The sequence below is a fragment of the Vibrio sp. HB236076 genome (genome assembly GCF_040957575.1).
Lineage (GTDB): Bacteria > Pseudomonadota > Gammaproteobacteria > Enterobacterales > Vibrionaceae > Vibrio.
Window position 1 is genome coordinate 2,070,624 of record NZ_CP162601.1, and the last position, 15,296, is coordinate 2,085,919.

Genomic DNA, 15,296 nt, shown 5'->3' on the forward strand with positions numbered 1-15,296 from the left:
TACCGATGAAGATTACTGATTGCACGCATCTTTAAGCGCTTTACCCGGCTTAAAAGCAGGCACTTTCGCTTCGGCAATTTGAATCTCTGCCCCTGTCTTCGGGTTGCGACCGGTACGTGCTGCACGAGTGCGAACACTGAAAGTACCAAAGCCAATCAAAGACACTTGGTCACCTGATTGTAGGGTTTCGCCAACGGCTTCAATCATCGCATCAAGAGCACGGCCTGCTGATGCTTTTGACAAATCGGCATCGGCAGCAATTTTTTCTACAAGTTGAGTTTTATTCACTGTTATTCCCCTTTGTGTCACCGATGAATACGATACGAGGTGACGTTATCCATTTCTAAAATAAAGTCTAACTAAATGACTCATGTAAACGTTAGAAACCCAATTGACGGTTTCAGTAATGCCAATCTGAATAAGCGTGTGATCAATGACTGCGCAGCAGAATCGAGTGTCGCCCAGCGAGTACGACCCGCTAATTCGCTAGATTGGCACAAAGCCAAAACAAGTGTTTAACTCTGACAATGTGAGTCAAACAACTTTCAGCACTCATTCAACGTTGACTAACTTAGCCTTGAAAAAAAACGCTGACAAGCCTTTTTCGAGCTGTCAGCGTAAAGATTAATAATATTTGTCCTTAATCACTCAATTTCGTGAGCAAGTGGATAAACATTAAGCGATTTCAACACCAAGTGGGTTGCGCTCAAGTGCGACTGTCAGTACTTCATCAATCGACTTCACAGGGATCACTTTGAGATCAGCAATCACATTTTTCGGAATTTCTTCCAAATCGCGTTCATTGTCTTTAGGGATCAAGACCGTTTTCACCCCACCGCGATGTGCAGCAAGCAATTTCTCTTTAACGCCACCGATAGGCAAAACGTCACCGCGCAAGGTAATTTCACCCGTCATCGCCACATCCGAGCGAACTGGGTTACCCGTCAGACTCGACACTAAAGCGGTGCAAACGGCAATACCCGCGCTCGGACCATCTTTAGGTGTTGCGCCTTCCGGTGCGTGAACGTGAATATCGCGTTTTTCGTAAAAGTCGTGATTGATACCCAATTTGTCCGCACGGCTTCTCACCACCGTCATTGCCGCTTGGATTGACTCACGCATCACATCGCCTAGCGAACCAGTTTGAGTTAATACACCCTTACCGACTACCGATTCTGCTTCAATTGACAATAACTCACCACCGACCTCAGTGTAAGCCAAACCATTGACTTGACCTACGCGGTTGAGATCTTCGGTTTTGCCAAAATCAAAACGCTGAACTCCGAGGTAGTCTTTGAGGTTATCACCGGTCACAGTGATCGATTTTAGCGACTTATCTAGCAAGATGTTTTTCACCGCTTTGCGACACACAGTCGAAATAGAACGCTCAAGATTACGCACACCCGCTTCACGAGTGTAGTAGCGAATGATGCCCATAATCGCAGAGTCTTCTAAGATCAACTCACCTTTTTTAAGACCATTGCGCTCGATTTGCTTGTTGATTAAATGGCGTTTAGCAATATTGAGTTTTTCATCTTCGGTATAACCTGAAAGACGAATAACCTCCATGCGATCCAACAGCGGGCCAGGGATTTGCATCGAGTTTGAGGTCGCGACAAACATCACATCAGACAAATCGTAATCCACTTCCAAGTAGTGATCATTAAAGCTGTTGTTTTGCTCTGGATCCAACACCTCTAGCAACGCCGACGCTGGGTCACCGCGGCTATCAGAGGCCATTTTGTCTATCTCATCGAGTAAAAACAGCGGGTTTTTAACACCGACTTTAGACATGTTTTGGATCAGTTTGCCTGGTAATGAACCAATATAAGTTCGGCGGTGACCGCGGATTTCCGCTTCATCACGAACGCCACCAAGCGCCATACGAATGTACTTACGCCCCGTTGAAGCCGCAATAGAGCGTCCTAAAGACGTCTTACCCACGCCAGGAGGCCCTACGAGACAAAGGATCGGCCCTTTGAGTTTATTGACGCGATTTTGCACTGCCAAATACTCGAGAATTCGGTCTTTAACACGCTCAAGCCCGTAGTGGTCAGCATTGAGGATCTCTTCAGCTTTGGCGAGATCTTTTTTCACTTTCGAGCGCTTCGCCCAAGGTACACTCACCATCCAGTCAATGTAGCTGCGCACCACAGTCGCTTCTGCCGACATGGGCGACATCATTTTTAGCTTCTGCAACTCTTGCTCGGTTTTTTCTAACGCCTCTTTCGGCATCTTAGCGTCAGCAATTTTCTTTTTCAGCAACTCAAATTCATCAGGCGCATTGTCTAAATCGCCCAACTCTTTTTGGATCGCCTTCATTTGTTCGTTGAGGTAATACTCGCGCTGAGACTTTTCCATCTGCTTTTTAACACGGCCGCGAATGCGTTTTTCAACTTGCAATAAGTCGATTTCTGATTCCATTTGGCCCATGAGAAACTCGAGTCTTTCACTGACATCAAGCAGCTCAAGCACATTTTGTTTTTCTTCAATTTTCAATGGCATATGAGCAGCAATGGTATCGGCTAAGCGCGCTGCATCATCAATGCCATTCAGTGAAGTCAACACTTCAGGCGGCACTTTTTTATTCAGCTTGATAAAACCTTCAAACTGGTTAATGGCACTGCGAACCACCGCTTCTTGCTCGTTTTCGGCCATTGCTGGGGTTTCAACAAAGTCGGCATCGGCTAAGAAAAAGTCACTGTCTTTGTATTCGATAATTTTTGCGCGTTGCTGGCCTTCAACCAACACCTTCACAGTGCCATCGGGCAGTTTGAGTAATTGTAGAATAGTGGCAACGGTACCGATTTCATAAAGATCATGAGTTTCTGGCTCATCAGTGCTGGCTTGCTTTTGTGCCACTAGCAAAACTTGCTTATCAGCTTCCATCGCTGCTTCTAAACAACTGATAGATTTCTCACGCCCTACAAAAAGTGGAATCACCATGTGAGGGTAAACCACAACATCTCGTAGAGGCAGGACGGGTATCTCGATTCGCTCGGAGCGTTCCAAGTTCATGATATTCTCTCTTCCGCTTTATGTTATAGGTAAGATATGGGGATTAAATATTTGCTTTCAATGACAATAAATAAAAAAAGGAGGTAAATATACCTCCTTTTTACTCAAGTCTTATTCTGCGCCAGCAGCTTGATTATCTGAGTTGCTGTAGATGAGTAAAGGCTCTGATTCGCCATTGATGACGGACTCGTCAATCACCACTTTTGAGACGTTTTCTGAGGAAGGAAGCTCGTACATGGTTTCGAGTAACACGCCCTCAAGAATAGAGCGAAGTCCACGTGCACCGGTTTTGCGCTCCATCGCTTTTTTAGCAATAGCGCGTAAGGCATCTTCACGAAACTCAAGTTCGGCATCTTCGAGTTCAAACAACGCGGCATATTGCTTCGTTAGCGCATTTTTAGGCTCACAAAGAATTTGCACTAGTGCAGCTTCATCAAGCTCGGTCAAGGTCGTGGTTACCGGTAAACGCCCGATAAATTCCGGGATTAAACCGTATTTCACCAAATCTTCGGGTTGCACTTGGCTAAACAGTTGACCGGTGGTTTTAGACTCGCTTTTAGAACGCACTTCAGCGCCAAAGCCAATACTTGTCCCCTTGTCAACACGTTGTTCAATCACTTTATCTAGACCGGCAAAGGCCCCGCCACAGATAAAGAGGATTTTAGATGTATCGACTTGCAAAAACTCTTGCTGAGGGTGCTTACGTCCGCCTTGCGGTGGTACCGAAGCAATAGTGCCCTCAACCAACTTAAGCAATGCCTGTTGCACACCTTCACCAGAAACATCACGTGTAATCGATGGGTTTTCCGCTTTGCGTGAAATCTTATCGATCTCATCGATATAAACAATACCACGTTCGGCTTTCGCCACGTCGTAATCGCATTTTTGCAGCAATTTTTGAATGATGTTTTCAACGTCTTCACCGACGTAACCGGCTTCAGTCAGCGTGGTTGCATCCGCCATGGTGAACGGCACATCTAAGAAGCGTGCTAACGTTTCTGCGAGTAGTGTTTTACCGCTACCTGTTGGGCCAATAAGCAAAATATTACTTTTGCCTAGCTCAACACCATCGCTGGTTTTGTCACCATTGCGCAAGCGTTTGTAGTGGTTGTACACCGCTACCGATAGCACTTTTTTTGCATGCTCTTGACCGATCACATAATCATCAAGGTGTTCACTAATGGCTCTTGGCGTCGGTAGGGCCTCGGCATCTTTTTTAGGCAGAACATCTTTGATTTCTTCACGAATAATGTCATTACAAAGATCGACACATTCATCACAAATGTAAACGGAAGGGCCTGCGATTAACTTGCGAACCTCGTGCTGGCTCTTGCCGCAGAAAGAGCAATAAAGCAGCTTGCTGTTATTGTCTTTGCTTTTGTCTGTCATTCGCTAACCTCTTAACCTATTCTTTCTCTGATCCAGTGTACAACAAAACAATTCATTTTGCTGTTAGTCTAGAGAGTATTATTCACCACGATGTGACAAGATAGCATCAACTAAACCGTAATCTACCGCTTGTTGAGCCGACATAAAGTTGTCACGGTCGGTGTCGCGCTCAATGACTTCTAAAGGCTGACCAGTGTGTTCTGCCAATAGGGTATTGAGTTTTTTCTTAATGCCCAAGATTTCTTGAGCGTGGATTTGGATGTCAGAAGCCTGACCTTGGAAGCCGCCAAGAGGCTGGTGAATCATCACGCGAGAGTTTGGCAAGACATAGCGTTTGCCCGGCGCACCACCTGCAAGTAAAAAAGCACCCATCGACGCAGCTTGACCCATACATACCGTGCTGACATTGGGTTTGATAAACTGCATGGTGTCGTAAATAGACATACCCGCAGTAACACTGCCACCTGGTGAGTTGATGTAGAGGAAAATGTCTTTGTCAGGGTTTTCTGACTCTAGGAATAGCAATTGTGCAACCACTAAGTTAGCCATTTGATCTTCGACTTGCCCAGTCAAAAAGATCACGCGCTCTTTCAACAAACGAGAGTAAATATCGTAAGAACGTTCACCGCGGGAAGTCTGTTCAACCACCATAGGTACGAGGGCGTCAACAATGGGTGACATTGCGTTTTTTTCTTGGTAGCTCATATTCTTATGTCCCTAAAATAAATGGCCCGAATGATGTGTATCATACGGACCATTGTTAGCAGAATAGCGCTTTAAAAGTCAACTTTTCTGCGCGAGATATCGCTGATTATGCAGCCGGAGTCTGATTCATCAGCTCGTTAAAGCTCACTTCTTTTTCAGAAACTTGTGCTTTAGCGATGATAGCATCAACCGCTTGCTCTTCGAGAGCAACGTTGCGCATGTTGTTCATCATCTCTTCGTTTTGCTCGTAGTAAGCAATAACCTCAGATGGATCTTCGTAAGCCGTTGCCATTTCAGAGATCAAAGCTTTCACTTTTTCGTCGTCTGCTTTTAGCTCTTCTGACTTGATGACTTCGCCAAGTAATAGGCCAACCATCACACGGCGTTTTGCTTGCTCTTCAAACAATTCACGTGGCAGTTGAGCCGCCGCGTCTTCATTGCCGCCAAAGCGTTGCGCCGCTTGCTTGCGAAGTACTTGAATTTCTTGATCGATAAGAGCAGCCGGCACTTCAATGTCGTTTTGCTCAACAAGGCCATCTAACGCTTGCTCTTTGATGCGGTTTTTAATCGCTTGTTTTAGCTCGCGTTCCATGTTTTTGCGAACTTCCGCTTTCAATGCTTCAACGCCGCCTTCAGCAACACCGAATTTAGATACGAATTCATCCGTTAGCTCAGGAAGCTCTTGTTCTTCAACCTTGTTCAGTTTGATGGCAAACTTAGCCGCCTTACCTTTCAAGTTTTCAGCGTGGTAATCTTCAGGGAAGTTCACATCAATTTCAAATTCCATACCGGCAGTTTTGCCTGCGATACCGTCTTCGAAACCAGGGATCATGCGGCCAGCACCCATTTCTAGAGGGAAGTTTTCCGCTTTGCCGCCTTCAAACTCTTCGCCGTCGATTGAACCAACAAAGTCGATAGTCGCACGCTTGCCCGCTTCTGCTGGCGCGTCAACTTCTTTCCAAGTGGCTTGTTGCTTGCGCAACGTTTCTAGCATTTCTTCAACATCAGCGTCGTTGACTTCTGTTGTTGGTTTTTCTACCGAGATGTTTTCAAGGCCTTTGAGTTCAACTTCTGGGTATACTTCAAATGTTGCGTTGAAAACGAGGTCTTCACCTGCTTTGTTGGTAACCGGTTCAAACGTCGGTGCGCCTGCTGGGTTTACTTTTTCGCTCACAATCGCTTCGATAAAGTTGCGTTGCATTACTTCACCAAGAACGTCTTGACGAACGGCACTGCCGTACATTTTTGCAACCATCTTCAATGGCACTTTGCCTTTGCGGAAACCATCGAAACGACGGTTTTTAGCGATGTTACGTAGTTCAGCTGTGACTGCGTCTTCGATCTTAGCCGCAGGAACAGTAATGTTAAGACGGCGCTGTAGGCCTTCTAGCGTTTCAACAGTTACTTGCATTTTATATAAACCTCAAAAGTGGCTCAGTGAGTCTGAGCAAAGGAACACCGTTATGCCGATATTCCATCCTTGTCTGCGCTCATAATACCAATCTCACTAAATAGCTGGTCGATTTAACGGGTTAATAACCCGACAACGGCGTTAAGACAATCCATTGCCAAGCAACGATTTCTTTTCGAGCCTTGTTATCAAGCTTATTTACCGTCCAATCATTGACCACATAATTAATCAGATTGTTACAAAAAGAGCACCTAAACGAATTATTAAGTTCGATGTTGTTTTACCAACATCAGGAAAGCGCAGAATTATTTCAAATCGCTTCCTTGGACAAAATTTTAGACGCGACATTCTAACGAGAGGAAGTCTCAGTGTCGAGCCAATCGCCACTGTGTGAACAGGGAATACGCAAAATTTACGCTTTTTGAGCACACTTTTAACGGGTATTGCCACGCTTAAACCAAAAATGGGGACAAAAATGGGCTTTTCAAGGTGAAATAGATCAATTTTCTTAGATTTAAATCCGATCAAGCTCTTGTTTTATTCACCTTTCGTTCAGTGAACACCTGCATCCGCTTTATGATGGAAAAAAAGTTCAGGTGGTTTAATGTTCAGCGTCAATCGTCTTACCTTTTGGTTTATTGTCAGTTATCTGTGTTTGCTTATACTCGGCATGATCGGGGTGAAACAAGTCAGTTATCAAGGGTTACTCGATGAACACAAACTGCAACTCGAACGCTTTACCAGTCACATAGAAAACCGCCTCGACAAGTTCGCTCATTTACCTCGACTGTTGTCAAACGACCTTGCGCTACTCGAAGCCTTACGCCATGCCGATAACGCAGCACAAATTGACGTAACCAACCGTTACCTTGAAGAGGTCAATGCCATTATTGGTGCGTCAGATACTTACCTTCTCGATCACTTAGGGACCACCTTAGCGGCCAGTAATTGGCAAAAAGACACCAGCTTTATTGGCCGAAACTTTGCGTTTCGCCCCTATTTTAGCCAAGCAATGAGCCTTGGCAAAAGTGAATACTTTGCCTTGGGTTCGACCTCGGGAACTCGAGGTTATTATTACGGGCACGCCATTTATAACCAAGCTCAAGCGGTTGGCATTGTCGTAATCAAAATGGATCTCACCGCCATCGAGTCTATCTGGAAAGACAAAAGCAGTGTGTTTGTCGCGACCGACGATCGCAACATCGTCTTTATGTCCAGTACAGTTCAATGGTTGTTAAAAAGCCTTGCGCCACTTGATGCTAAGGTCCGTCAGCGCATTACTGACAGTCAACAGTATCTAGATACAAACATTGAGTCACTGGATTTTGTTGGCGATTTTTCGCCTTTAGTGACCGAAGTAAATTCCGCGGTAGACAAGGTCTTTGGCACCTTGATTGTTTCATCCAAACCCCTGCCGAAATTGCATTTGACTATGCGTATTTTTTCTGCAAAACACAGTATTTGGATCAGTATGTTGATTTACTTTGCGCTGTGTTCGTTGTTATTTGTCACTATCTGGCTTATCTGGCAACTGTACGACCATCGCCGGCAAAAATTTATCCAGATTGAAACCCTACAAAAAGCCGCCAATCAAAAGCTTGAATTACAAGTCATGGCGCGCACGTCTGAATTGCAAGCCGAAATTTCTGAACGGATGAAAACCGAACAAGCGCTTATCAACACTCAAAACGAACTGATTCAAGCAGCTAAGCTTGCGGTGTTAGGACAAATGTCCGCCAGTATCAGTCATGAACTCAACAATCCTTTAGCAGCGATAAGAAGTTTTGCCGATAATGCCGTGGCATTTATTCGCAAAGAGCAATACGACATGGCCGAAAACAACTTGTGTCGCATCGGCGATTTGACCGAACGAATGGCGAAAATCAGCCATCAACTCAAAGCTTTCGCTAGAAAATCCGATCCGACAACGCTGGTAGAAGCCGAACTTCGCCCACTGTTACTCTCGTGTAAAGTACTGCTCGACCCCGAATTAAAAAAACAGCAGATCACCGTGAATATCGCGTTAATAGAAGATTGCCCAAAGGTCATCGTTAACCCTATCCACGTCGAACAAGTCATCATCAACTTAGTCACCAATGCCATTGACGCGATGGCCGAGGAAACGGATAAAATCTTACTTATCAGTACCGAACTCAATGCAGATCGAAGCCTGTCTATCCACGTTGATGACAATGGGTGTGGTTTACCCCCACAACAAGAGAGCTCGGTTTTTTCTCCTTTTGTCACCAGTAAAAGCAAAGGATTAGGACTTGGATTGTCCATTTCTCATCACCTTCTCAAGCATATGGGAGGCGATCTTTATGCTTCGCCAAGCCCAACATTAAAAGGGGCGAGGTTTACTGTTCAACTGCCCTGTAGCCAATAGAGGTTTCTTTTATGTGTCATGTTTTATTTATTGATGACGATCGCGATTTAAACAGTGCCATTGCACAAAGCTTTGAACTGGCAGGTATTGAAGCACTGTGCTTTCACGATGCAGAGAGCGCGTTGTTGGCATTAGACAAAAATCCAGTGATTGATGTCGTGGTCTGTGATATTTGTTTGCCTGGGATCTCTGGCCTAGATTTACTCAACACCATAGTGCACAAAGACGAAGATTTACCCGTCATTATGATCACAGGTCACGGGGATATTTCCACAGCGGTGACCGCGATGAGAAACGGCGCCTACGACTTTATCGAAAAGCCATTTGCCGTTGATCGCCTGATCGAAATCGTCTATCGCGCCAGTGAAAAACGACAATTGACGGCTGAGAATCAACGTTTAAAGCGCAGTTTACAAGCCAGCCAAACTTTAGGACCCAGAATCATTGGTAACACCCCTGCAATTTTGCAATTGCGCGATACCATCTATCAGGTTGCAGACACGCAAGCCGATATTTTGTTGTTTGGTGAAACGGGCACTGGCAAAGAGCTCGTAGCACGCTCGTTACACGAACAAAGTGCTCGTCGCGAGGGGCACTTTGTCGCGGTCAATTGCGGAGCGGTACCGGAAAACCTAATCGAAAGTGAACTCTACGGCCATGAAAAAGGGGCGTTTACTGGCGCGGATAAAGCGCGTATCGGAAAGTTTGAATACGCCAGTGGAGGGACATTGTTTCTTGACGAGATCGAGTCGATGCCAATGCAAGCTCAAATTCGCCTCTTACGCGTACTGCAGGAGCGAGAAATCGAACGAGTCGGTTCCAATACCTTAACGCCGATTGACATTCGAGTCATTGCCGCCACAAAAATCGATCTTAAAAAAGCCGCTGACCAAGGGGATTTTCGTCAAGATCTTTACTACCGGCTCAACGTAGTGACGTTACCAATCCCACCGCTGCGTGAACGCAAAGAAGATATCCCTGCTCTGTTCCACCACTTTCTACTCGTTGCCGCTTCTCGATATGGAAAAGATGCCAGTGCGCTCGATGGGAATACCTTACACCAGCTAATGAGCGCCGATTGGCCAGGTAATGTGCGTGAACTGCGCAATGCCGCTGAGCGTTTTGTACTGCTTGGCGAGTTAGAGCAAAACCACGATATCAACGCATCTTCCCAACTGACGTTAACGCAACAAATGGCGGAGTTTGAAAAAACCGCGATCTCCCAGGCATTGTTAGAGTGTCAAGGGAGCATAAAATTGACCATGGAAAAGTTAGGACTCGCTCGTAAGACGCTTTATGACAAAATGGCAAAGTATCAACTGGTTAAAGAGCACTATAAAGGGTGACACTAAGCTTAACAAACGCACACAAAGCAATGACTCTCTGAGCCCTGCCTTGCTACCACTCAATGAATACTCACAACGGCCCCTGCCGTGAGGGGCGCTGTATTGCCGTTGATGGCTTTTAACCGCTAGGCTATAAAGACTCAATATAATCGTTTATCTAAGAGATAGCCGAGTATCTCAAAGCATCATCAGGCAAGCTCGCCAACGCCGTCAACCCGATAATAAACGACGTTGGCGATAACCTTGTTATCTCTTAGCAATCAAGGTGAGTGGGTGTTCACCTTATTTGGTGATAATTTCTGGCCCCATTAACATAGTTGGCAACCAAGTCGATACCCATGGGATGTAAGTGACGATTATCAAAAACAAGAACATCACTGCTACCCAAGGCAACGCGGCTTTTACTACCTGTAACATCGACATTTTAGCCACCCCAGCGGTGACAAATAAATTCAACCCTACCGGTGGTGTGATCATGCCAATTTCCATATTGACCACCATCATGATCCCCAAATGGATCGGGTCAATACCCAGCGCGATTGCAATGGGAAACACTAAAGGGGCAACAATGATCAAAAGGCCAGAAGGCTCCATAAACTGCCCCCCAATCAACAAGAGGACATTGACCACAATCAAAAAGTTGATCGGTCCTAGCCCTGCTGAGAGCATGGATTCAGTGATCATCTGAGGGATGCGCTCTTCTGTCAGTACATGTTTTAAAATCAATGCGTTGGCGATAATGAACAACAACATTATCGTTAGCTTACCCGCCTCAAATAAGGTCTTTTTGGTGTCTTGGTGCACAAAAGTTTGCAAGATTTTAACTGGCACAGAATGGGGGTTGTTCTGGTCGGCAAATGGCCCCATGTCTCGATAGACGAAGTTGGCAATAAAGAACGCATAAACCGCTGCTACAGCCGCCGCTTCTGTGGGTGTAAAGACCCCGCCATATATCCCCCCCAAAATAATCACCACCAACAACAGCCCCCAACTGGCTTCTTTTGCCGACAGTAACGCCTCTCGCCATCCAACAAAGGGTTGTTTCGGAAGGTGTTTAATTCGAGCAACAACATAGATGGCAACAATAAGCATTAAACCAGCCAATAACCCAGGGATCACTCCGCCAAGAAACATCCGACCTACCGAAACATCGGTCGCCGCGGCATACACCACCATCACAATCGATGGCGGGATCAAAATCCCTAACGTACCCGCATTACAAATCACGCCAGCGGCAAACTCTTTGCTGTAACCATTTTTGACCATACCGGCAATCACAATACTGCCAATCGCCACAACGGTAGCAGGCGATGACCCTGACAAAGCGGCAAACATCATACACGCCACCACAGAGGCCATAGCAAGTCCGCCTCGAAACCAACCGACCATGGCGATCGCAAAGCGAATAATGCGCTTTGCCACTCCGCCAGTGGACATAAAACTAGACGCTAAGATAAAAAAGGGAATAGCTAATAGCGTGTAATGGCCAGCGAAAGCATTGAATAATGTCTGCGCGACAGAAGAAAGAGAAGCATCAGAGTGCAACAACAAAAAGAGCACACTCGATAAACCTAAAGAAATGGCAATCGGTACACCGATAAGCATAAACGCAATCACCATGAGAAATAAAAAGAGAATTGTCATTGGTTACGCTCCTTGCCATCAAACGCGTCGGCCATCTCATCACTTAACCCCTGCATATCGTCTTCGGCTTCATGGCCAGCAATTAAGCGGTCACTTTGTCCACACACAATTTGCCAAGCGACTTGAATAAATCGAAAAAGTAATAGCCCCATCCCCAATGGCAGAGCCAAATAGGGAATAAAGCGCGGCATCTTTTCATAGCGCTCGCCTTCGTTGAGCCAATCTGCCATAAATTGCAGCATTTCAGGCATCGGAATATCATCGGTTTCATACCAGGCACGGTCAGTTGCAAACGGATACCAATAGGTCCAAGAGCCGTAAAGCAACAAACTCGCAAACAGCAAACAACACAAGCAAGACAGCAGGGCCATCGTTTTTCTCATTGGAGGGGAGAGCATATTGATGATGACATCGACACCAATGTGAAACTGCTTCTTCACTCCATATGACGCGCCAACCAAGACCATCCATGCGAACATAAATACCGTTAATTCCAATGCCCACAAAATATTGCTATTAAACACATATCGGCAGACCACGTTGGCGAAGGTCAGCAACGTCATTGCTCCGAGAAAAAAAGCAATCAAGGTCTCTTCAATGCGATCCGTCCATTGACCGATTTTTTTTATTTTTGATGATTCCATAACCCATTCACTTCTCAATTAGGGAGGCAACGCCTCCCATGATTTGCTAGGAAAAGACCGTTTATTACCCTTTGTTAGATGACAGAGCTGCATCGATAAGATCTTGGCCTATATCTTTTTCAAATTTATTCCAAACCGGTTTAAGCGCATCGACCCATTGTTGGCGCTGTTCGGGGGTGAGAGTGCGCACCACACCGCCAGCTTCAATGATATTTTGTCGGTTGGCTAAATTCACTTTGGTCGATTCCGCATTTCTCTCTTCGGTGACTTCGTGAATAATGGTATCGAGTTGCTCGCGCACATCGTCAGGTAACTCTGTCCAAAATGCATTCGACGTCACCACCAAGTAATCGAGTATGCCGTGATTACTTTCTGTCACCCCGTCTTGGACTTCAAAAAACTTTTTACCGTAAATGTTAGACCAGGTGTTTTCTTGCCCGTCGATGACTTTGGTCTGCAAACCGCCGTAGACTTCTTTAAACGACATTTTTTGTGGATTGGCGCCGAGTTGTTCAAATTGCGCGACTAAAACATCGGACGCTTGAACGCGAAATTTCAAACCTTTTGCATCTTCTGGCGTCAGTAACGGTTGATTGGCTGAAATTTGCTTCATGCCGTTATGCCAAAATTGCAAACCTTGTAAACCTCGTCGTTTCATTGCATTTTTGAGAGTTTCCCCGGCAGCAGAATTTTGGAAGCGGTCGACGGCATCGACATCTTCAAACAAAAAAGGCAAGTCAAAGATGCGGTACTTTTTGGTAAATTTTTCAAATTTGGACAGTGATGGAGCCGCTAATTGAACATCACCATTAAGCAAGGCTTCTAGTACCTTGTCATCGTCGTATAAGGTTGAGTTTGGAAACACCTGCATACACGCTTTACCGTTCATCTCTTGATTCACACGTTGCTCAAGTAATGAGGCGGCAATGCCTTTAGGGTGTTTATCGGTATTGGTGACATGGCTGAACTTGATGACAATTTCACCGGGTTCACAATTGGCCGCGGCTTGAAAACTGGTTACAGCTAAAACGGAAGCGGCGATTAGGGTCAGAGGCTTAAACATGGTTATTCTCCTTATTATAAATGTATGCTCAACGCATTTATATAAGGGCAAGGTTTAGGCCAACGAAAACAGTTAAAAAAAAGACAAATCAAATCATAATATTAATAAAAAACATCACGATGGGGAAATGAGCGAGATCTCATCGCGCTTCGAATTAATGGGTGAATTTTCACCCATTAATTTTGCCAATGGGTCGACAATGACCCATCATGAAGAACAACTTAACGTAATAGAACTAGCCCAATCCGGTGGCCGTTTAGCCAACTCTTGATCTTGTGGATGCTCATCAAACGGCTGTGCTAAAACGCGATTTAATTGCTCAAAAAATGAAAAGTCGCCTTGCTCAGCCTGTTGAATCGCCTGCTCCGCTAAATAGGTGCGCAAAATGTATTTGGGGTTGACTCTGCGCATTGCCGCACAACGTTGCTCGGCAGACAATCGCTGCCCATCGGCAGAGCATTCTTGTTGACAGCGAGCCGTGTAAAGAGACAACCACTGGCGGGCAGATTCGCGATCAATAAACTCATCGACTAACGTCTGCTCATCGATGCTATCTAGGTTGGACAACAAACGGAAAAAGAGTGTGTAATCGATTTGATTTTGATTCAACAGTTCAAACAGGGTCGAAAAGAGTTGACTATCCCCCTCCTGGCGCTCGATAAGGCCGAGCTTGGCGCGCATGAGCACACTAAATTCGCGACTGAGCAAAGGGTCGAAGCGGGACAATATGTCGTGTAACGCCTCGCGATCAACAAGGGGAGAAAAAGCATTAGCAAGTGCAGATAGATTCCAAAGCGCGACTCTAGGTTGCTGATTAAAAGCATAGCGACCTTGGTAATCGGAATGATTACACACAAAACTCGGCTGATAACTATCGAGAAACGCATAAGGACCAAAATCAAACGTTTCGCCAATGATAGACATATTATCCGTGTTCATGACCCCGTGATTAAAACCATAAGCCTGCCAGTAAGCGATCATCTTGGCGGTGTTTTTTAGCACGGAGAAAAACAACGTTTGATAAGGGTTCTGGCTCTCTTGACACTCTGGGTAGTAGCGCGCAATCACCCAATCGGCCAACTCTTGCAACTCTTCGTGTTGCTCGGTGTAAAACAAATACTCAAAATGCCCGAACCGGATATGGCATGGCGTAGCTCTGATCAATTGTGCCGCTTTTTCCACACGCTCTCTTTGCACTGGGGTGTTACTGGTCACTAATGCTAAGGCTCGCGTTGTCGGGATCCCCAAAGCATGCAGTGCTTCAGAAGCAAGGTACTCACGCAGTGTCGAGCGCAGGACCGCCCGCCCATCCCCCATACGAGAGTAAGGCGTTTGACCCGAACCTTTTAAATGTAAGTCCCACACCTTGCCATCGGGCGCTATCAGCTCGGCAAACAACACCCCTCGCCCATCGCCAAGTTCTGGGTTATAAACACCAAATTGATGGCCGGTGTATTTCATTGCCAATGGCGGTAACTCATCACCACACTCACCATTGCTAACTTGTAAGACAAATTGCTCTTGCGTATCACCATCATCAGACAAGCCAAGTGCTTTTCCCAAGCTATTGTTCCACTTCACCAGTTTGGGGGCACTCAAGGCGGTGGTGGGGACAAAAGAGTACAGTGCTGGATCTAATAGGCGATAGTGTTCTACGCGCTTTGCTGTTTGCCAAATGGACATACTCACT

11 protein-coding genes are annotated in these 15,296 nt (G+C 45.7%); 2 read left to right on the forward strand and 9 right to left on the reverse strand.

Features of this window, described 5'->3' with window-relative positions; genetic code table 11:
- Positions 1–12: 12 nt before the first annotated feature.
- The 5 genes from AB0763_RS09125 to tig all read right to left on the reverse strand — a co-directional run bounded on the left by AB0763_RS09125 (position 13) and on the right by tig (position 6,523).
- Positions 13–309 carry an HU family DNA-binding protein gene (locus AB0763_RS09125; protein WP_306100434.1) on the reverse strand — a complete coding sequence of 99 codons (297 nt, stop codon included), beginning with the start codon at positions 307–309 and terminating at the stop codon, positions 13–15.
- A gap of 366 nt (positions 310–675) precedes the next feature.
- On the reverse strand, positions 676–3,018 hold the full coding sequence (gene lon, locus AB0763_RS09130) for an endopeptidase La (RefSeq protein ID WP_306100435.1): 2,343 nt from the start codon (positions 3,016–3,018) through the stop codon (positions 676–678).
- 111 nt (positions 3,019–3,129) lie between these two features.
- Positions 3,130–4,407 carry an ATP-dependent protease ATP-binding subunit ClpX gene (gene clpX, locus AB0763_RS09135; protein WP_306100436.1) on the reverse strand — a complete coding sequence of 426 codons (1,278 nt, stop codon included), beginning with the start codon at positions 4,405–4,407 and terminating at the stop codon, positions 3,130–3,132.
- A gap of 78 nt (positions 4,408–4,485) precedes the next feature.
- Entirely contained in the window at positions 4,486–5,112 is a 627-nt protein-coding gene (clpP, locus tag AB0763_RS09140) for an ATP-dependent Clp endopeptidase proteolytic subunit ClpP (RefSeq protein ID WP_306100437.1), read from the reverse strand.
- Positions 5,113–5,218: 106 nt separating this feature from the next.
- Positions 5,219–6,523 (reverse strand): trigger factor, encoded by a 1,305-nt coding sequence (gene tig / locus AB0763_RS09145; protein ID WP_306100438.1) that lies wholly within the window; start codon positions 6,521–6,523, stop codon positions 5,219–5,221.
- A 604-nt stretch (positions 6,524–7,127) separates the two neighbouring features.
- Between tig and AB0763_RS09150 the strand changes: the two genes are divergently transcribed.
- A complete protein-coding gene (locus AB0763_RS09150; protein ID WP_306100439.1) occupies positions 7,128–8,909 on the forward strand; it encodes an ATP-binding protein in 1,782 nt (593 codons plus the stop codon).
- 11 nt (positions 8,910–8,920) lie between these two features.
- Positions 8,921–10,255: a sigma-54 dependent transcriptional regulator gene (locus AB0763_RS09155; protein ID WP_306100440.1), complete on the forward strand. Its 1,335-nt coding sequence runs from the start codon at positions 8,921–8,923 to the stop codon at positions 10,253–10,255.
- Positions 10,256–10,537: 282 nt separating this feature from the next.
- Here the strand turns inward: AB0763_RS09155 and AB0763_RS09160 are convergent, their stop codons facing one another.
- The 4 genes from AB0763_RS09160 to AB0763_RS09175 form a co-directional block, all read right to left on the reverse strand.
- The gene (locus tag AB0763_RS09160; RefSeq protein ID WP_306100441.1) at positions 10,538–11,899 is read right to left on the reverse strand and encodes a TRAP transporter large permease; all 1,362 of its coding nucleotides are present in this window, start codon (positions 11,897–11,899) and stop codon (positions 10,538–10,540) included.
- A complete protein-coding gene (locus AB0763_RS09165) occupies positions 11,896–12,543 on the reverse strand; it encodes a TRAP transporter small permease (RefSeq protein WP_306100442.1) in 648 nt (215 codons plus the stop codon). Before AB0763_RS09165 ends, AB0763_RS09160 begins: the two co-directional genes overlap by 4 nt.
- A gap of 64 nt (positions 12,544–12,607) precedes the next feature.
- Positions 12,608–13,606, reverse strand: a complete 999-nt coding sequence (locus tag AB0763_RS09170; RefSeq protein ID WP_306100443.1) for a TRAP transporter substrate-binding protein — start codon at positions 13,604–13,606, stop codon at positions 12,608–12,610.
- A gap of 207 nt (positions 13,607–13,813) precedes the next feature.
- Positions 13,814–15,289 carry a YdiU family protein gene (locus AB0763_RS09175; RefSeq protein WP_306100444.1) on the reverse strand — a complete coding sequence of 492 codons (1,476 nt, stop codon included), beginning with the start codon at positions 15,287–15,289 and terminating at the stop codon, positions 13,814–13,816.
- Positions 15,290–15,296: the final 7 nt, after the last annotated feature.